Origin of the sequence: Legionella sp. (genome assembly GCF_047605385.1) — a bacterium.
GTDB lineage: Bacteria > Pseudomonadota > Gammaproteobacteria > Legionellales > Legionellaceae > Legionella.
In genome coordinates, this window is record NZ_JASGFU010000050.1 from 1 (window position 1) to 19,495 (window position 19,495).

The following is a 19,495-nucleotide window of genomic DNA, read 5'->3' on the forward strand; positions in this document are numbered from 1 at the left end:
AATCTGGATGGAAAAATTTATAAACTAAATTTGACCTGACAGACACTTCTGAAAAGCTGGCAACTGTCAGATCAAGTTTGAACTACTACATCTAAATAACAAGTTTTAGGGCTAGCTAAACTCATGGACTAGCTCTCGGCTCTTTCTGAGTAGCTGTCGTACTTCATGCTTAAACACTTTCATCTCTGCTGTTGTTTGTCCATGAGTTACCGCATATATATTGCCAATAGGTGCACCACTTCCTTTTCCACAACCATGTAATCGGCAACGTTTTTTGGTACGAACTGCTGGAGATTGGCAAGAAGTGCCTCGCCTTGTTTTTGCAAGGCAACGAGGTGCATTATTAAATGCATAATTCTTTTTTCCGGTGCATGGGGTAGTTTTAGATTTTTCTTGCATCACCCACCCCTCCCATCCGGATATTTCCTACAACTGCTTTTCCTCCATTGTGAACATCCACACGTTCCACGGTAATTTTTTGCCCCATCCCTTGTAGTCTTGCGAGAACATTTGCTTGTTGTACAAAGCAGTTAGCCAACTTAATCGCTGTATTAGTGTAATACTGCTTTGACTCCATATTATCTGTAGCATTTGCATAAATCATAGACGTTTGTTGTAACTGATGAATAGACAACATTTGAGCTGCTAACATTGATTGAAGGCCACCTTGCACATCGAGGGCAGACAGTCCTTGGGCACATTTGCTTTTAGCATTTTCGAGATCGAATTTTTCACTACTAACGTTATTGCTGGCTAAAGCAGCGTTATGGACTATGCGTCTAGTGAATTTATCTTGCTGATTGATAGCAAGGTTATTTTGTTGCTCTGACATAGACATTCCCATTGCTTGGTTGAATAAGAATAATTATCGCAATAACTTTATTATTCATGAAGAGGTTTTTACTCGTTGTTCTATGGGGCAGTAGTGGGGCACTCAGAAATAAAAAACTACGATAAATAGCAATCAATGGCAACAAGAGAATTACATTAATTCGTTGATTTTACTAGAAATGTTGGTGGGCCCACTAGGACTTGAACCTAGGACCAACGGATTATGAGTCCGCTGCTCTGACCAACTGAGCTATGGGCCCGAAGAGGAAGACATTCTAAACTGAATTTGGGCTATATTCCAGCTTTTCTGATAATTTTATTGGTAATTTCTTTATGATAGTTTTTCCATAAAAGCTTTGTTTCATTATATAGTTATCATAATTTTACCTATTTGTTCATTGGATTGCATGTATTTATGAGCTTCGATAATCTGATCCAATGTGAAAGAACGAGCGATTTTTGGTTTAAATGCTCCATTTTCTATATGTTCGTATATGTATCTTTCTGCTTTGGTGCGTAAGTTGGGAGTAGAGACTATTTCGAAGAGGGTGTAGCCACGTATGGAAATTCCTTTAGCGCGTGCCTGTGGTAAGGGGAAGGGGGTTGGTTCACCGGAGAGATTGCCGTATATGTAGATGAGTCCCTGGTTAGCAGATGCAGTGGCGAATTTCTCAATACCTGGTCCGGCAATGGGATCGAAGATGACACGTGCGCCTTGATTATTGGTGATTTGTTTAACGCGAATAAGTATGTCTTCTTCATTGCTTACAATGAGATGAGCCGCACCTAAAGCGAGTAATTCTGCTTTTTTCTGTCGCGTTCTTGTAATCGCTATACTAGTTGCTCCTTGTTCGCGGCAAATTTCAATGGCTGCTATGCCTACACTGCTGCTGGCAGCGGTGATGATTACGAAATCATTTTTTGTAATTTTACCGTGATGGACTAGGGCTCCATAGGCAGTTATGTATTGCATCCAGATTGAGGTAGCTTCAACAAACGAAAGCTTTTCTGGATAGGCTGCAAGCGCATAGGCAGGAACAATTGCTACCTCACCGTAGACACCGTATTTGCTCATGTTAAAGCTAGGAATTGTGATTAATTTTTGACCAATTAAGTTTTTATCCACATCAGGTCCTACTGCTTCTACAATTCCAGAAGCCTCAAAGCCTATTTTGGATGGTAGCTGAGGGGTGACAAAATATTTTCCCTGGCGAAATAGCACTTCTGCTCTGTTTAACCCGATGGCATGCACACGCAGGCGTACTTCTCCTTTATTTGGTTCTGGTAAAGGTTTTTCTTCTAGCCTTAATACTTCAGGGGTTCCAGTTTCATAAAAATAAACTACTTTAGCAGTTTGATTTTACATGATCTTTCCCTATCATCTTAATTTAAAGAAGAATTGCTTGTTGGCAATTTTATTATTGTTAAAAGAATTATAGTAAATGATATGAAATTTTAGTAAGGCATTATCATTAAGCATTTTCCTATCGTCCTTATGAAGTCCCCTCCTTCGAGCGAGGGGACGATAATGAAGCTTTTAATGATAGAATTATCCCTTAAAGGGCGGAGAGTAGTTTAACCTTCATCACCCTCAAGGAAACTTCTTAGTTTCTCTGAACGTGATGGGTGGCGCAGTTTACGTAAGGCTTTTGCTTCGATTTGACGAATACGTTCGCGGGTTACATCGAATTGTTTACCCACTTCTTCCAATGTATGGTCTGTATTCATTTCAATTCCGAAACGCATACGTAATACTTTGGCCTCTCTTGGTGTTAATGTTTCCAATATTTCTAAAGTTGCTTCACGTAAGCCTTCGGCGGTAGCCATATCAATTGGAGATTCAATATTGTTGTCTTCGATGAAATCACCTAAGTGTGAATCATCGTCGTCACCTACTGGAGTTTCCATAGAAATAGGTTCTTTCGCAATTTTGAGTACTTTACGAATTTTATCTTCGCTTAATTCCATTTTTTCTGCTAACTCTTCAGGTGTTGCTTCACGACCTGTTTCTTGCAGAATTTGTCTGGAAATTCGATTAAGTTTGTTAATTGTCTCAATCATATGGACTGGGATACGAATTGTACGTGCTTGGTCAGCAATTGAACGAGTAATGGCCTGTCTAATCCACCAGGTCGCGTAAGTAGAAAACTTGTAACCACGGCGGTATTCAAATTTATCTACAGCTTTCATCAAGCCAATGTTCCCTTCTTGGATTAAATCCAGGAATTGTAAACCACGATTGGTATATTTTTTTGCAATTGAAATTACCAATCGTAAGTTCGCTTCAACCATTTCTTTTTTCGCACGACGTGCTTTTGCTTCACCAATCGACATTTTACGGTTGATGTCTTTGATTTCAGCAATAGTTAAACCATATTCTGCTTCGAATGAAATCAAACGTGCTTGAATGCGTATAATTTCTTCGCGATTTTCTTCAATACGGTTTATATCGAGTTTTTTTACATGTTTGGTAATAATCGAATCCAACCATGCAGTATCTGTTTCTTGACCTGGGAAGGTGTCAATAAATAGTTTTCGTGGAATACGTGCTCTTTCGATACAAAGACGCATGATACTACGCTCATATTCACGAATATGATTACGTAAGTGACGGAAATGACGTGTCAAACGATCAACTTGTCGTGAAGTCAGCTTAAGTTTTAGGAATGACTCTGACATAGCATCTAATGCTTTGCTGGATTTTGTATGAGTTCTTCCGTTCGCTTGTAATGCAGCAATTGCAGCATCAAAACGTTCACGTAAATCATCGAAATAAATTTTAGCCTGTTCAGGATTTGGACCGTCATCTACATCACCTAAACCGCCCTCACCATCTTCATCCTCTTCATTTTCAGATGCAGCAGAAGAGAGCAACAATTCTTCTTGCTGTGCTTCATCAAGCATAGAACCAATACTCGATGCAGGAGCAATTTCCTCATCAGAGTCAGCAAAGCCGCTAATGATTTCATTGAGGCGAATTTCTTGGGCATTAAAGCGATCATAGTCTTCAAGTACAAGTTGCACTGTTTCTGGATAATGAGCCAATGATTTAAGAACCTGATAAATCCCTTCTTCGATACGTTTGGCAATACGGATTTCGCCTTCACGAGTCAATAATTCCACAGTACCCATTTCACGCATGTACATGCGAACTGGATCAGTAGTTCGACCTGTTTCTTTGTCCACAGACGCAAGCACCATTGCTGCTTCGTCGATGTCTGGTACTTCTTCTGTATTGAGTAACAGGGCTAGTTCATCTTCACTTGGAGGAAATTCATAGACTTTAATACTCATGCCTTCAAGCATGCTGATAATGACATCGATGTGTTCAGTATCAACAATATTAGGCAATAAGTCATTGATTTGGCTGTAAGTCAAATAGCCTTGTTCTTTTCCTAGGCTAACAACTTTTTTAATGTGTGAGCTTTGCTGTTCTTGGTCATTTATGGTCATAGGCACTTCTTTCTAAGGACAATTAGGCTTTACAAAATGTTCTGATTATAGACCGGCTAGATGCAACATGCCAGTAGTTTATTGAACTATTTGCACTGATTTGTTCTACCCCGCGCCAGGCTTGGAGTAGCATTATTTTTTAAGTTGGTACATGTCTTTCCTGTAGCATTTTTTGCAAAGTTATCCGTTCATTTTCGTTTAAACCTTGCTGACGTGATTTATCAATCAACAAGCGTATGGTTAATTCCTGATTTTGCTTTTGTAAAAAAAGAATGATATCAATAAATTCTTTAACCAGTTCTTGTTCAGGAACTTGATGATTCCACGCTGCCAAGCGATTAATAAATTCAAAATAATGATGATTACGCCAAGTTTCAATTAACGAAGCAGTGTTTGTTTTTGGATTACCAGCAAGTTGTTCTAATAACTTAAGCAAGATTTCATGTTCTTTCATGTCGAGCTTTTGTAGATCAATGTGATGGATGACCTTGGAGTATATTTCTGGATGTTGCAATAATAAAGCAACAGCAATACGTATTGGCGTGCGAGTAATGGTTGTTTTTATCGATTTTTGTGGGGTGTCTCTAGCACTCGTAGAAGCTTGTTTCTCATTGGTGAGTTGGTTGAGACGGTGGCTTTCAATATGTGTCATGCGTGCCAGCTCATCAATCAGTAATTGTTTGTACGAACCCTCATTCATTTTATATAAAAAAGGTTTAGCAAGATTGATTAATTGGGTTTTCCCTGCGGGAGTATGTAAATTTACCTCTTTAGCTAAGGTATCTAGAAAGAAGCGATGCAACGGGATTGCTTGTTTTAAGCGATACAAAAATTGCTCTTTACCTTCGGTACGTATTAAACTGTCTGGATCATGGCCATCTGGTAAAAACATAAAACGCGCATCCAAGCCTTGATTTAAATGGGGTAGGCTGCTTTCAAGACCACGCCAAGCTGCTTGTTTTCCTGCTTCATCACCATCAAAACAAAACACCACAGATGAAGTATGTTTAGCCAATAATTGAATGTGGTAGGTACTGGTTGCCGTACCCAGGGTTGCTACAGTATTCATTATCCCATGTTGTGCTAAGGCGATGACATCCATATATCCTTCTACAATGATAATGTAATCGAGTGGTTGTTTATGACTTAGTACTTGGTGCAGACCATAAAGTTCTCTGCTTTTTTGGAAGATTACTGTTTCCGGAGAGTTAAGGTATTTGGGTTTTTGATCTGCATCAAGAACACGTCCACCAAATCCAATAATACGGCCATGCCTATCATGAATGGGGAACATGATACGGTTACGGTAACGATCGTAAATCTTGCCATCGTCATTTTTAATTAACATACCTGTGGTAATTAGATCGCGCTGATTTCTTGGAAAGGATTCTTGCAAGTGATGCCAACCATCACTTGCAAAGCCAAGTTGATATAATTTAGCAATTTCACCACTTAAACCTCGGTCGCGAAGGTAATTAATAGCCGATAGACCTTTGTATTTTAATTTTTTCTGGTAGTACAAGCTGACTTCTGAAAGCAATTTATATAAATCCTGAGAGACGTTATTTTTTTCACTTTGACCATCACGGGGAACAGTTAAACCTAAGCGTGTTGCTAGTGTCTCAATCGCATCAATAAAGCCTTGATTAAGATAATTCATTACAAAACTAATGGCATTACCTGAAGCTCCACAGCCAAAGCAATGATAAAATTGCTTTTTAGCAACAACGTTAAATGAAGGTGTTTTTTCATTGTGAAACGGGCAGCAGGCAATGTAGCTATTTCCTCTTTTTTTTAGTGGAATATAGCTATCAATTAGCTCAACGAGTTCGGTGCGCTGCAGAAGTTCATCAATAAAAGGCTGTGGAATTAAGCCTGACATGGCCACCTTTAGCTTAGTTTAGCCTTAATTAAAGCACTCACTTGTGCCATATCTGCACGACCTTGCAGACTTGGTCTTAACTGTGCCATGACTTTACCCATATCTGCTCTTTTTTTTGCACCAGTGGCTGCAATCGCATGAGCAATTAATTGCTCAATTTCTGTAGTAGATAAAGGTTCAGGTAGATAGTTTGCAATAATGGATAATTCAAATTTCTCTTTAGCAACCAAATCATTACGGTTTGCTTTTTCAAATTGGTCTATGGATTCTTTACGTTGTTTACTCATTTTATCTAAAATGGCGAGCATGCGGTTTTCATCGACTTCAACACGCTCATCAACTTCAACTTGTTTTACTGCAGCAGTAATTAAACGTAAGGTGCTTAACAGATCTCTATCTTTAGCACGCATTGCGTCTTTAATGTCATTATTGAGACGTTCTTTTATAGTCATGTCTAATCCTTAGGGTTGGGTTAAGGAGCTGCCAATGTGTGTAAAAAACCAAAAGGTCACATAAATGTGACCTTGGCAAATCATGAAGGATGAGAAATATTCTATTTACGTCTATGTTTCATACCTTGTCTGAAGGAGGTATCACGAGAAATTTTCTTCAAATGACGTTTTACTGCAGCGGCTTGCTTACGTTTGCGCTCAGCAGTTGGTTTCTCATAAAACTCACGACGACGTAATTCGGTTAAGATACCGGCTTTTTCACAAGAGCGCTTAAAACGGCGCAGCGCATATTCTGGGTTTTCGCCTTCTTTGACGCGAACTGTAGGCATTAAAATATCCTCTGGTAATTTGATCTCTTTAGGGGGCAATTCTAGTGTTAGTTTTTGCACTCGTCAAGGAAATAATACAAAATTATTTTGGATAAGACTTAATTTGGATAAATTAAAGGCGGAACAGAAGCCTTACGTAACTACATTAGCATCACTCTGTGCTACAATTGGGGATTGATTTATTTTTATCAGAGTTGTGATGTTAATATTAGGTATTGAATCATCCTGTGATGAAACAGGAGTTGCTATTTATGATTCAGAAACTGGTTTATTAGCGCATGCACTGCATTCGCAAATTGACACTCATCGTGTACATGGTGGAGTGGTTCCTGAACTGGCATCCCGTGATCATGTGAATTACTTAATTCCCTTAGTCAATGAGGTATTAAACCAAGCGAAACTTGATAAGACAGCACTAAACGGGATTGCCTATACGGCTGGCCCTGGATTAATTGGTGCTTTGTTGGTTGGTGCCTGTTTTGCCAAAAGTTTAGCTTATTCCTTAAATATTCCTGCTCTTGGAGTGCATCATTTAGAGGCTCATTTATTAGCTGCTAAAATGGAAACTTCTACATTGGAATTTCCATTCATTGCTCTGTTGGTGTCAGGGGGGCATTGTCAATTAATCGAAGTTAAAGCTTTGGGGAAATATTGCTTATTGGGTGATACCCTGGATGATGCGGTAGGTGAAGCTTTTGATAAAACGGCCAAGTTGATGGGTATTCCTTATCCAGGGGGGCCAGTACTGGCAGCATTGGCAGATCAATGTGCCAGTACTCCGTATCGTTTTCCGCGCCCCATGACCGGTAGGCCTGGGCTTGATTTTAGTTTTAGCGGTTTAAAAACACACTCACTGACTACCTGGAATCAAAGCACTAAAGATGAGCAAGCTCGCTCTGAAATTGCAAAAGCATTTCAATTGGCTGTAGTGGATACCTTAATCATTAAATGCAAGCGTGCAGTTCAGCAATCAGAATGTAAGCGCTTGGTTGTTGCTGGAGGAGTTGGTGCTAATAAAACATTGCGATGTGCACTTATTGAATGGATGCAAGGAATTGGTGGTGAAATTTATTTTCCAGCTCTGGAATATTGTACTGATAATGGCGCTATGGTTGCTTATGCCGGCTATTTACGTATGTTAAATGGTGAGTGTGATGCGGGTATTGGTATTGAAGTTAAGGCGCGCTGGCCTTTGGCCAGCGACGTTAGATTCTAGTTTTCTTTGGATTGCTCTACTTTCTTTTTAGGAGCAGCAGGCTGTTTGGATGTTTTCTTTGTTGTTTCGGTTTCGGTTTTGGTTGTAGTTTTCTTCACCGCTGGTTTCGCTTTTGCGGCAGCTGGCTTTTCGCCTTTTGCGGCTTTAGGTACCTTGGGTGTTCTAGGTTTTTTAGATGTGGTGATTACATCTGCAGGAATTGATTCATTCGCAGCCATAGCAGCTTTCTTTTCAATAACATCAGAAATCTCTGCTGATTCATCGTCCATTACTTCTTCGAAAACATTGGTCTTCTTCAGTTGTATTTTAGGCTCTACACCATCAAGGAGACGACTTATATTGTTTTTATGTTTAATAATGATGAGTAAAGCCATTAAGAATAGCGGGGGGAAAATTTCGATATGACCAATCATGATTAGCCCATAAAAAGGAGCTAAACAAATGGAAATTATAGATGCTAAAGAGGAATAACGTGTAAATCTTGCGATTAATAACCAGGTGGCAATAACCATAGTGCCCATGATGAATTGAAACCCTAAAAGTGCTCCAATTGCAGTAGCTACCCCTTTTCCCCCTTCAAAATTAAAAAATACAGGATACATATGTCCAATTACTGCTGCCAAGGCTACAAAACCAAGAAGCATTGGATCGTCTGAAAATATTTTGGCAACGAGTACAGGGATTGTTCCTTTGAGAATATCGGTGATGAGTACTAGCAAAGCAAATTTTTTACCTGCAAGACGTAATACATTGGTTGCTCCAGGATTATTTGACCCTTCAGTACGGGGATCGGGTAGAGAAAAGGTTTTAGATACTATGACTGCTGAGCAGATTGATCCCATCAAATAGGCAAAAATAATTAAAATGGTCGATAAAATCACCGTTCACTCCTTTTTTACGGAAAGTAAATCTATTATTAATGAATCTTTTTATTCAGGCAAGTAGGGTTTTAATAGTAGTTATTAATTTAAGGTAAAAATAAAGCTTGTAAGTCATTAGTATATCTTCTGCCTAAAGCGGTGACCTGCCAGTATTCATTAGTTACCTGAATCAATTTTTTCTTTTCAGCAAGCTGAAGTTTTTTTAACAACTTGTCTGATGGTAACCTGGTTCTGGCGGTAAATAATTCCCAGGGGATTGTTTGTTCCAAACGAGTCGTATTAAGCATAAACTCAAAGAGTAATTCTTCCTCTGCTACGGCTTCTACCTGGGCAATAAAAGGTTTTTCAGGATCCAGATACTCTTTAGGTTGACGGTGTTTTCGAGTTCTAAATATACTTTGTTCTGTAGTTAATTTGCCATGAGCTCCTGCACCAATCCCTAAATAATCACCAAACAACCAATAATTTAAGTTGTGACGTGCTTGTTTTTGGGGCTTAGAGAAGGCAGAAATTTCATAGCGGTCAAACCCTGATTTTTTCAGCAAGGCGAGTCCTTGTTCTTCTAAATGATAGGCTTCATCTTCCGAAGGTAAAAGGGGTTTTTCTTTGTAAAAAACGGTATTTGGCTCTATGGTTAATTGATACCAGGAAAAGTGTTCTGGCTTATAGGATAAGGCAATGTGCAAATCGCTTAACCCTTGAGCAACACTTTGATTAGGAAGGCCGTGCATGATGTCTAGATTTAGATTATCAAAGCCTGCCTTGCGTGCTGATTCAATGGCTTGATGTGCCTGCTGTTCATTATGAATGCGCCCTAATTTTTTTAAATGCTCTGGATTAAAGCTTTGAATGCCTAGAGATAAGCGATTAATTCCTAACTGACGGTAAGCGGTAAAGCGCTGCTGTTCCACACTACCTGGATTAGCTTCCATGGTGATTTCAATGTCTGGAGCAAATGATAGGAGTTGCTTTAATTCATGGAACAAGGTTTCATAAGCTTCTGCTGAAAATAGGCTTGGAGTTCCACCGCCGATAAATATAGAAGTAATTTCTCGTAGGGTGTAGCACTCCAAATCGGCACGCAAATCAGCAAGTAGGGCTTGAACGTAATTCATTTCAGATAAAATTTCCGGGCTTTTATGTGAGTTAAAATCACAATAAGGGCATTTTTGGATACACCAAGGAATATGAATGTACAGGGATAAGGGAATCATTACTCTTTTTAGACTGGCTTGTTTGAGTTTGCAATAGTATCATGACAGACGTTTTGTAACAAAAGTAATAAAAAATGAACAAAAGGGGATAACATGGCAAATGAACGAGTTAGAGTCGCTGTCACCGGTGCTGCAGGACAAATTGGATATGCATTATTGTTCCGTATCGCTTCTGGGCAGATGTTTGGTCCAAATGTTGATGTGGAATTAAACTTACTTGAACTTGAGCCTGCACTTAAAGCTTTAGAAGGAGTGGCTATGGAACTGGATGATTGCGCATTTCCATTACTAAAGCGTATTGTTTGTACTGCAGAGATGAATAAAGCTATGGATGGAGTGAATTGGGCTTTATTAGTGGGTTCTGTACCACGTAAAGAAGGTATGGAGCGTTCTGACTTATTAAAAATTAATGGTGGAATATTTACCCAACAAGGTAGGGCAATTAATGATAATGCAAGCGACGATGTGCGTGTATTTGTCGTAGGTAATCCTTGCAATACCAACTGCTTAATCGCAATGCATCATGCCAAAGATATTCCAAACGACCGTTTCTATGCAATGACTACTCTTGATGAATTAAGAGCGCGTACACAATTAGCGCAAAAAGCAGGTGTTGATATTACTGCAGTAAGTCAAATGACTGTTTGGGGTAATCATTCTGCAACTCAATATCCCGATTTTTATAACGCTAAAATTAAGGGTGTTTCTGCTGCAGAAGTGATCAATAATGAATCTTGGTTAAAAGATACTTTTGTGACTACGGTACAACAACGCGGCGCTGCAATTATCAAAGCACGAGGTCTTTCTTCAGCCGCTTCTGCTGCCAATGCGGTGATTACCGGAGTGAATCATTTAGTAACTGATACTCCTGCAGGTGAGTCATTTTCTATGTGCCGTCATTCTGATGGTGAGTATGGGGTTGATAAAGGTTTGATTTTCTCCATGCCTTGTCGTCGTGAGAAGGGTGAACTTAAAGTCGTTGAAGATCTAAAATTGAATGATTACGGTCAAGAAATGTTTAATAAGACTTTAAATGAGCTGCGACAAGAGCGTGATACGGTGAACGATTTAGGATTGTTGGACTAGAATACAGGTTTTAACCCATTTTCTTCTACTGAAGAAGGTGGGTTGCTTGTCGTTGCAGTGTTTACTTTAAGGTCATCCGTTTTGTGGTCCATTTGTAATAGATTTGAACTTTCTAAAATAGATTTAGCGTCTGTACTACGGCATAGGGTAGATACTGAGCGTCCATGTGACAAAATCTCATTGAGTTTATCTATGAGGTTTTTAGCATGAACCCCATTTTCTACTAACTTAGGGATATGTTTGATGATTGCCTCTGCTAGTTGGCGATCAGTTAAATAAAGGATTAAATCTGTACTGGCAATTTGGATGAAATTTTTTTCTGACTCTCTAATCAATCGTGCTAAAAAATCAGGGTCTTTGTTGAGGTGAGCGCGTAATTTTGAACTAAATCCTTCAAGAGCTTTACATTGCCATAGCGCATGCATTTGTGAATTTATATCATTTGGGGATACATTACTGCGTGATTGCTTCGTTAACCATGGCAAGAGATCAATCTCTTCTTTAAGCACGTTAAAAAATTTAGGAGAGACATTGGGTTTTGATAAAAAATCATCCAAATTAATTATTGGCCTATTGAGTATCTTAGCTAAAGAATCAATTGAAGTGCGTATCGTTTCAAAGTCTATGTGCCCTTTTTTAATATGATTTTTAATGCGGGTGCTTGCCGCTCGTATTGCTGTGAGTAATTGAATAAAGTCTTTTTGCTTATAATTAAAATTATCTAAAGAATCTTTTAGTTGTTGAATTTCTGGATAAAAATACTTCTTATTTCTTATTGTTTCCAATAAAAAAACGGTTTGCAAGGCTTCTTTTAGTACAGGAAAAGGGTCGCTCATAAATCATCCCCAAAATAAGGCCTCTTTTTAATCATAGTTGAATGAAATACAAATGCAAGTTTATTGATCATATTGATTAACTTAAGTCAGAGTAGAATAAGTGGATTAATTTATGGTATCATTAGTTCATTTTTATTACAAATGGTATAAAATATGGGAAAATTTAAGATAGGCTGTGGGATTATGATTGCTATTCTTTTATGGGCCTCGGCATTTGTTGGCATAAGAATTGGTTTATCTGGTTACTCACCTGGCGCACTTGCCTTATTCCGTTTTTTAGTTGCTTCTGTTTTTATCACAGTTATTTATTATGGCCAAAGAGTTAAGAAATCTGTGTCATGGAAAGATCGTATCCAATTATTGATTGCCGGTATGGCAGGAATTGGTGTTTATAATATTTGTTTAAATTACGGAGAGTTAAGCGTATCGGCAGGTATTGCCAGCTTTATTATGGGCTTAATGCCGGTGTTGACAGTTCTTTTGGCATTTATTTTTTTACAAGAAAAGTTAAGCCGTGGAGTATGGTTAGGTATTTTTATCAGCATTTTGGGATTGGGGATTTTAGCAATTGGTGATTATTCTGAGCCAGGAGTACAACAGGGAATTTTAGCAATTCTTATTTCTGCATTGATGGGGGCTATTTTAACCATTATTCAAAAACAATTTACGAGAACATACCATCCTGTAGCAATTATTTCTTGGGTAATTTGGGGAGGAACCTTATTATTGTTGATCTTTACCCCGAATTTAATACAAGAAATTAAAACGGCTAGTTGGCAAACAACAGCCTCAGTAGTCTATATGGGTATTTTTCCTGCAGCAATTGCTTATTTAGCTTGGGGATATGCATTAAAGTATCTCTCGGCTGCTAATGCATCAGTCACTTTGTATGCAATGCCTTTAGTATCTGCATTTTTAGGTTTTATTCTTTTGAATGAACAACCTTCGATGAGGTCATTATTGGGTTGTAGTATTACTTTATTTGGTGCTTTTATTGCGCATCGTTTTCAGACGCAGTTTATGGCTCAAGCTACTGAATTATAAGCTAAATCAAAGATCTTCTGTGAAAAGCTAAGAACAGGGTTTATACTTTATTTTGAACTATTTAGTTGAGAGTACTCATGGAGTTAAGAGTTGATAATGCCCCTTTTAAAGCCTTATTTCAGCCTTTAGATTTGGGTTTTACCCAGTTAAAAAACCGTATGCTAATGGGGTCTATGCACACTGGTCTTGAAGAAGATAAAGAAAGCCTTAATCGACTGGCGCAATTTTATCGTGAACGAGCACTAGGTGGGGCGGGTTTGATAACCACCGGCGGTTTTGCTCCAAACCGTGCTGGTCGCTTGGCTCCTTTTGCAGCCAAATTAACGAATAGCAAAGAGCAGCATAGGCATGAATTAGTAACGTATACCGTCCATGAAGCGGGTGGCAAAATTCTTTTGCAGATTTTACATGCAGGTCGTTATGGTTATCATCCGTTCATTGTTGCCCCAAGCAGCATTAAATCTCCCATAAGTCCTTTTAAACCTTGGACTATGAGTAAATATCGGATCAAAAAAACCATCCAACACTTTGCTCGTTGTGCTCGTTTGGCACAATTAGCTGGCTATGATGGTGTGGAAATTATGGGTAGTGAAGGATATTTAATTAATCAATTTATTGTGACGCACACCAATCAACGAATGGATGAATGGGGGGGGAGTTATGAGCATCGTATCCGTTTTCCTCTGGAAGTGGTACGTGGTGTGCGTGAGGCTGTGGGTGAGAAATTTATTGTAGTTTATCGCCTGTCCATGTTGGATTTAATCGCTGATGGCAGTAATTGGGAAGAAGTGGTACAACTGGCTAAAGAAATAGAAAAAGCAGGGGCGACTATTATTAATACCGGTATTGGCTGGCATGAAGCACGTATCCCTACGATTGGTACTATGGTACCAGAGGCGGCGTTTACCTCGATTACAAAACACTTAAAACTGGAAGTGAGCATTCCTTTAATTACTTCAAATCGTATCAATAATCCTGAGTTAGCGAATAAAATTATTGAGTCAGGAATTGCCGACATGGTGTCTATGGCAAGACCGTTTCTTGCAGATCCTCAGTTTGCTGAAAAAGCGAAACGTGGAGAAAGTGCTGCGATTAACGTATGCATTGCTTGTAACCAAGCCTGTCTGGATCAGGTTTTTATTAATAAAACAGCCTCTTGTCTGGTTAATCCTCGTGCTTGTAATGAAACTGAATTGATCTATGATGTAACACACCAACCCAAATCAATAGCTGTTGTGGGTTCAGGGCCTGCAGGCCTGGCTTTTGCTACTGTTGCTGCAGAACGGGGTCATAAAATAACCTTGTTTGAAAAAGCTAACGAAATTGGTGGGCAATTTAATTTAGCAAAAATAATTCCCGGTAAAGAGGAGTATCAACATACGATTAATTATTTCAACTATCAATTGCAAAAATATCAGGTAACAACTCACCTGGGAACTGAAGTAACTATAGAATTGCTTAAAGACTTTGATGAAGTGGTTTTAGCAAGTGGTATTAAACCACGTATCCCTAATATTCCGGGGATAGAGCATCCAATAGTAGCGAGCTATATCGATGTACTTACTGGAAAAAAGGAAATAGGAGCACGAGTGGCCGTGGTTGGTGCTGGTGGCATTGGTTTTGATGTAGCTGAATTTTTAACGAATAAGGCTCATGCTTCTAAAGAAGAATTTTATGATGAATGGGGCATTGATATTCATGGTAGACATCGTGGTGGTATTAAAGAGCCTATTTTTCCTGTAAGTCTACGCGAAGTTTATTTATTACAACGCAAGAAAGAAAAATTAGGTAAGCGTTTGGGCAAGACAACCGGCTGGATTCATCGGTTAAGCTTGAAGCATAGAAAAGTAAAAATGCTATCGGGTGTTCGTTATGATTTAATTGATGATGAAGGTTTACATCTACATATTAATGAAAAACCACAAGTGCTTGCAGTGAATAATGTGGTGATTTGTGCAGGACAAGAAGAATTAGCGAATCTTTTTGAGCCTTTAAAAGCAATGGGTAAACCGGTACATTTAATTGGCGGTGCATATAAGGCTTTGGAATTAGATGCCCGTCATGCCATTGACCAGGCATGTCGCCTAGCAGCCCTTATTTAACCAAAATTAAATAGTTCGCGATAGTATGTGAACGATCAATGGCGTCAACCTACGATTTTCCTTGACGCCATTGCGTGAACGTTTGCCTGCCGCTTGCGTTTCCGAAATAATGTTGCCCCCAGTAACTACTTTTCAATAGAATGCTATGAGTGACTTTTGCCTCTTTTTGGAGTAAATTTACAATTTACACTTGATTTCTAATCGGAATTGCCTAAATATCAGGATTAAATATGTTCTTTTAACAAGCAGGATTAGAATAAAATATCACAAAGATAGTGCATAATTCTGTTTATTTTGTTATTATACTGAGCAAATTTTATATAGCCTGACCTTTCTAGGTTACGATTTACACGATTAGGTATCATATGACACAAGAAATAACAAACTTTACCTCTTTTAATTTTTCAGATGCAATCAATAAAGCATTAGAGGATATGAAGTTTACAACTCCATCACCCATTCAAGCACAAACTATTCCTATTTTTTTAGAAGGAAGAGATGCTATTGCTTTAGCACAAACTGGTACAGGCAAAACTGCAGCATTTGCATTGCCTATTTTGCAAAAACTGTCACCCAATATTCAAGGGACACAAGCACTTATTTTAGCCCCTACTCGTGAATTAGCGATCCAGGTTGCTGAACAATTTGAACTCTTGAGTGCAAGACAACGCGGAACTACAGTGGCTACTTTATGTGGTGGTCAAGATTATGGTCGTCAATTACGACAATTACGTGCGGGTGCGCAAGTTGTTGTTGGAACCCCAGGGCGTATTTTAGATCATATTGAAAAAGGTACTTTACGCTTGGAAAATATACGTACCTTTATTCTTGACGAAGCAGATGAAATGTTACGCATGGGCTTTATTGAAGATATTGAAGCGATTATGTCTAAACTACCGAAAGACAAACAAATCGGCCTATTTTCAGCAACAATGCCTCATCGCATTCGTCAAATCGCGAATACTTATTTAAATAACCCGGTATCAATTGAAATTCGTGCAGAAACTGCCACTGTGAAAAGTATTGAGCAGCGTTTCTTATTTGCCGCTGGCTATCAAAAAGCCGATACTTTGTTACGTATTTTAGCGGTTGAAGAGTATCAAGGAGTGATTGTTTTTGTACGTACTAAGAGCAGTACTGAAGAAGTAGCTGAGTTATTACAGCAACAAGGTTTACGTGCAATGGCAATTCATGGGGATATTACTCAAGCGCTGCGTGAGCGTATTATTTCTCAGTTTAGACAAGGTGCGATTGATGTCCTTGTTGCGACTGATGTGGCTGCACGCGGTTTGGATGTTGAGCGTGTAACGCATGTAGTGAACTATGATTTACCACATGATAATGAGACTTATGTACACCGTATTGGTCGTACTGGTAGAGCAGGTCGTTCTGGTGTTGCTATTTTATTCGTTACTCCTAAGGAATCACGTTTAATCAGCAGTATTGAGCGTCATACACGTCAGCGTATTGCTAAAGTGACTGTGCCTAATGATCATATGATTCAAGTTGCAAGACAGCAGCGTTTTTTGGCGAATATTACTTCTCGCTTAGAGCATGAGCATATTGATGCTTATAAGAAAATTATTGAAGAATATATTAAAGAAAATAATGTTTCTGCAGTTGATATTGCTGCTACTTTAGCTTTATTACTGCATCAAGATAACCCTTGGGTACAAAAAGAACGCGCTTTACCTAAAGCATCTCGTCCTGAAAGAGAAGGCCGTAGTGAGCGTGGTTCTCGCTCTGAGCGCTCATTCTCACGAACAGACGATCGTAAAGGTTCTGAGCGCAAAAAGTTTCAAAACGATACTTTAGAACAAGATTTATTCCGCATTGATGTGGGTAAAGTACATGGAGTTAAACCAGGTAACATTGTTGGCGCTATTGCTAATGAAGCGGGCTTACAAAGTCGACATATTACTGGTTTGAAAATTCACGAAGATCATTCTACAGTACGTTTGCCACGAGGCATGTCCAAAGAAGCAATTAGCGATTTAACTAAAGCATGGGTTTGTGGTCGCCAGTTAAATATTACGCTTATTAGCAGTGGAGCTTAAATATCGTCATAACAAACCGTAGTCTGATTTTTTTACTACGGTTTGTTGTCTAGAAAATTTCTTTGCTAAATGCTTAATTTACATTCACTCAATCTTATGAAGATCATATAAGAAAAAGCTCAGAAGGGGGTTCCCTTATGATGCAAGATGTGTTCTTATGTTCAAATACCAATGATACTGGTATCTGAACATGTAAAAAAATTGATTAGAAAGAATATTTCATAATATAATCATCGATGTTTTTTGCTTTTAAAACAATCAATTATAATTAAGGGTTTTCATGAGACTGTTAGCAACTTTAGGTGCTTTTTTATTTTCTGGAATTGTTCTAGCAACGCCTCTACGTAATGTTGTTGTTTTCGGTGATAGTTTGTCTGATAATGGCAATTTATATGAATTTATGAGTCATCAATTACCGCCATCGCCTCCATATTTTAAAGGCCATTTTTCTAATGGCCCTGTTTGGGTTGAGCATTTAATTGCATCATATTTTCCTAAAGATCCAGATACACATTTATTAGATTATGCTTTTGGTGGGGCAGGTGTTTCTGAAGAAGAAGGCGATGACGATGTTTTATTCACGTTAAGAAGAGAAATCTCGACTTATCTTTCAGAGCATCAAGATAAAGCAGATCCGAATAGTCTTTTTATTGTTTGGATTGGTGCTAATAATTATCTGGCTTTACCCACAGAATTGGATAAAACCATACAAGACGTAAGTGCTGGGGTTTTACATAGTTTGCAGCGGTTGGTTGCCAAAGGGGCAAAACATATTTTAGTTGTTAATTTGCCTGATTTAGGGAGCACTCCCGCAGCAATCGAATTTGATTCAATAGAGTCAATGGCCTATTTATCTAAAACGCATAACCAAATATTGTATGCAAATTTCATGGCACTAAAACAAGAGCATCCAGAAGTTGAATGGTTATTCTTTGATATGAATGATGCTTTTGGGCAAGTCATAGTAAACCCAGAGAGTTTTGGCTTTACTAACGTTACAGGTTCTTGTGCTAACTCTGTTGTTGATGAAATCACAAAAACTTCTTTTTTAAGAATGGTGGCAACAATATCACCCATTAAAACTAAAGACGCATGTGATGGTTATTTGTTTTTTGATTTAGTACATCCTACTGCCAAGGCACATGAAATGTTGGCTGAACAAGCTCGCAAGATACTTGATCAAGCGGGTGTTGAGTTGAAGGATTAAGGCAAGTTTGTTTTAGGACTCTATGAAATACATTATAAGGATAGCCATAGCATTTTTTTTGATTACCTCCACTGCATTTGCGGAGCAATTGGAGGTAAAATTTAATGGTAAAAGCATGAAGTTGCCTTATTGGGCTGCTTATAATAATCTCCATGGCGCAGTCATTTTAATCAACGGTGCACCGCAAGCTCAATGGTCTACCTTATTAGCTCATTTGGCTAAGCAATTAGCAACTAGGGGTTGGTCCTCTGTCTTAGTCAATTGCACTGAACAAGATAAAGCAGATCCTTGGATAAAATCACTTCCTGAAGTAATTAATACTTTACGTCAACAAAAGAATAATAAAATTATTGTTGTTCATTATGGTCAAGGGCTGAAACAAACTTTTGGTTCATTTAATAAGTCAACTAAGGCTGGAATTGAAGGTTTAATTTTACTTTCTGCTTATGATGATCCTAAAACTGATGATAAAAAGCCTGAATTAAGCATGCCTTTGATGGATTTGGCAGGGCAATTTGATTATGTGTCAGTAATTGATCAATTTGAAGTTAGAAAAAAAGAATTTGCGCAGAATAAGTATTTAGGGATAAGAGTTCCTGGAGCATATCATGATTATGAATACGGCCGTCAATTTGTTTTGGCATACATAACAGGTTGGATGATGCAGCTCACTGAATTTAAACCAGAACCGCCACCGATTTCATATATTTTCTCTATAGAACCCTTAATGCCGAAGCAGGTTGCTTATGATGATGAATCAGATTGGCAAGGGCTTGTTGATGATGCACAGGCGCAACCTACGCAGGAAATTAATTCCTTCGAATGATGAATAGCAGTAGTGCCTATTATAGCAATCGCACTGAATTTTGAAGGGTATTAAAAAATTAAATAGCTCGCGCAAGCGC

General features: G+C 38.5%; 17 protein-coding genes, 1 tRNA gene and 1 pseudogene. 7 read left to right on the plus strand and 12 right to left on the minus strand.

The annotated features are described in order from the left end of the window. Nucleotides 1–111 precede the first annotated feature (111 nt). The 9 genes and pseudogenes from QM652_RS10845 to rpsU all read right to left on the minus strand — a co-directional run bounded on the left by QM652_RS10845 (nt 112) and on the right by rpsU (nt 6,947). Nucleotides 112–399 (minus strand): HGGxSTG domain-containing protein, encoded by a 288-nt coding sequence (locus QM652_RS10845; protein ID WP_415075669.1) that lies wholly within the window; start codon nt 397–399, stop codon nt 112–114. Continuing rightward, entirely contained in the window at nt 383–832 is a 450-nt protein-coding gene (locus tag QM652_RS10850; RefSeq protein WP_415075671.1) for a hypothetical protein, read from the minus strand. The genes QM652_RS10845 and QM652_RS10850 overlap by 17 nt, the downstream gene beginning before the upstream one ends. Before the next feature lie 182 nt (nt 833–1,014). After that, nucleotides 1,015–1,091, minus strand: a tRNA-Ile gene (locus tag QM652_RS10855). Nucleotides 1,092–1,195: 104 nt separating this feature from the next. After that, nucleotides 1,196–1,804, minus strand: coding sequence for a zinc-binding dehydrogenase (locus QM652_RS10860; protein WP_415075701.1), 609 nt, complete (start codon nt 1,802–1,804; stop codon nt 1,196–1,198). Nucleotides 1,805–1,852: 48 nt separating this feature from the next. Beyond that, nucleotides 1,853–2,092, minus strand: a pseudogene (locus tag QM652_RS10865) (alcohol dehydrogenase catalytic domain-containing protein); the annotation flags it as partial. Nucleotides 2,093–2,406: 314 nt separating this feature from the next. Beyond that, nucleotides 2,407–4,284, minus strand: coding sequence for an RNA polymerase sigma factor RpoD (gene rpoD, locus QM652_RS10870; protein ID WP_415075673.1), 1,878 nt, complete (start codon nt 4,282–4,284; stop codon nt 2,407–2,409). A gap of 139 nt (nt 4,285–4,423) precedes the next feature. After that, nucleotides 4,424–6,166, minus strand: coding sequence for a DNA primase (gene dnaG, locus QM652_RS10875; protein ID WP_415075675.1), 1,743 nt, complete (start codon nt 6,164–6,166; stop codon nt 4,424–4,426). Between the two features lie 8 nt (nt 6,167–6,174). Continuing rightward, a complete protein-coding gene (locus QM652_RS10880; protein WP_415075677.1) occupies nt 6,175–6,618 on the minus strand; it encodes a GatB/YqeY domain-containing protein in 444 nt (147 codons plus the stop codon). Nucleotides 6,619–6,719: 101 nt separating this feature from the next. Then, nucleotides 6,720–6,947 carry a 30S ribosomal protein S21 gene (gene rpsU, locus QM652_RS10885; RefSeq protein ID WP_415075679.1) on the minus strand — a complete coding sequence of 76 codons (228 nt, stop codon included), beginning with the start codon at nt 6,945–6,947 and terminating at the stop codon, nt 6,720–6,722. Between the two features lie 199 nt (nt 6,948–7,146). Between rpsU and tsaD the strand changes: the two genes are divergently transcribed. Beyond that, nucleotides 7,147–8,163, plus strand: coding sequence for a tRNA (adenosine(37)-N6)-threonylcarbamoyltransferase complex transferase subunit TsaD (gene tsaD, locus QM652_RS10890; protein WP_415075681.1), 1,017 nt, complete (start codon nt 7,147–7,149; stop codon nt 8,161–8,163). Here the strand turns inward: tsaD and plsY are convergent. Together plsY and hemW are read right to left on the minus strand one after the other, a co-directional pair. After that, nucleotides 8,160–9,044 carry a glycerol-3-phosphate 1-O-acyltransferase PlsY gene (plsY, locus tag QM652_RS10895; RefSeq protein ID WP_415075683.1) on the minus strand — a complete coding sequence of 295 codons (885 nt, stop codon included), beginning with the start codon at nt 9,042–9,044 and terminating at the stop codon, nt 8,160–8,162. The genes tsaD and plsY overlap by 4 nt on opposite strands. Before the next feature lie 86 nt (nt 9,045–9,130). Further along, nucleotides 9,131–10,258 carry a radical SAM family heme chaperone HemW gene (gene hemW / locus QM652_RS10900; protein ID WP_415075685.1) on the minus strand — a complete coding sequence of 376 codons (1,128 nt, stop codon included), beginning with the start codon at nt 10,256–10,258 and terminating at the stop codon, nt 9,131–9,133. 93 nt (nt 10,259–10,351) lie between these two features. Here hemW and QM652_RS10905 point away from each other — a divergent pair, with 93 nt between their 5' ends. Next, nucleotides 10,352–11,344, plus strand: a complete 993-nt coding sequence (locus QM652_RS10905; protein WP_415075687.1) for a malate dehydrogenase — start codon at nt 10,352–10,354, stop codon at nt 11,342–11,344. Here the strand turns inward: QM652_RS10905 and QM652_RS10910 are convergent. Next, nucleotides 11,341–12,180, minus strand: a complete 840-nt coding sequence (locus QM652_RS10910) for a hypothetical protein (protein ID WP_415075689.1) — start codon at nt 12,178–12,180, stop codon at nt 11,341–11,343. The genes QM652_RS10905 and QM652_RS10910 overlap by 4 nt on opposite strands. Nucleotides 12,181–12,333: 153 nt before the next feature. On the opposite strand from QM652_RS10910, the gene QM652_RS10915 reads away from it, so the two are divergent. The 5 genes from QM652_RS10915 to QM652_RS10935 all read left to right on the plus strand — a co-directional run bounded on the left by QM652_RS10915 (nt 12,334) and on the right by QM652_RS10935 (nt 19,416). Further along, nucleotides 12,334–13,224 carry a DMT family transporter gene (locus QM652_RS10915; RefSeq protein WP_415075691.1) on the plus strand — a complete coding sequence of 297 codons (891 nt, stop codon included), beginning with the start codon at nt 12,334–12,336 and terminating at the stop codon, nt 13,222–13,224. A 77-nt stretch (nt 13,225–13,301) separates the two neighbouring features. Continuing rightward, nucleotides 13,302–15,326, plus strand: a complete 2,025-nt coding sequence (locus QM652_RS10920; RefSeq protein WP_415075693.1) for an FAD-dependent oxidoreductase — start codon at nt 13,302–13,304, stop codon at nt 15,324–15,326. Between the two features lie 365 nt (nt 15,327–15,691). Then, nucleotides 15,692–17,383: a DEAD/DEAH box helicase gene (locus QM652_RS10925; RefSeq protein WP_415075695.1), complete on the plus strand. Its 1,692-nt coding sequence runs from the start codon at nt 15,692–15,694 to the stop codon at nt 17,381–17,383. Nucleotides 17,384–17,663: 280 nt separating this feature from the next. Then, nucleotides 17,664–18,590 carry a GDSL family lysophospholipase PlaA gene (gene plaA, locus QM652_RS10930; RefSeq protein WP_415075697.1) on the plus strand — a complete coding sequence of 309 codons (927 nt, stop codon included), beginning with the start codon at nt 17,664–17,666 and terminating at the stop codon, nt 18,588–18,590. Between the two features lie 115 nt (nt 18,591–18,705). Then, nucleotides 18,706–19,416, plus strand: a complete 711-nt coding sequence (locus QM652_RS10935; protein WP_415075699.1) for an alpha/beta hydrolase — start codon at nt 18,706–18,708, stop codon at nt 19,414–19,416. The last annotated feature ends 79 nt before the right edge of the window (nt 19,417–19,495 follow it).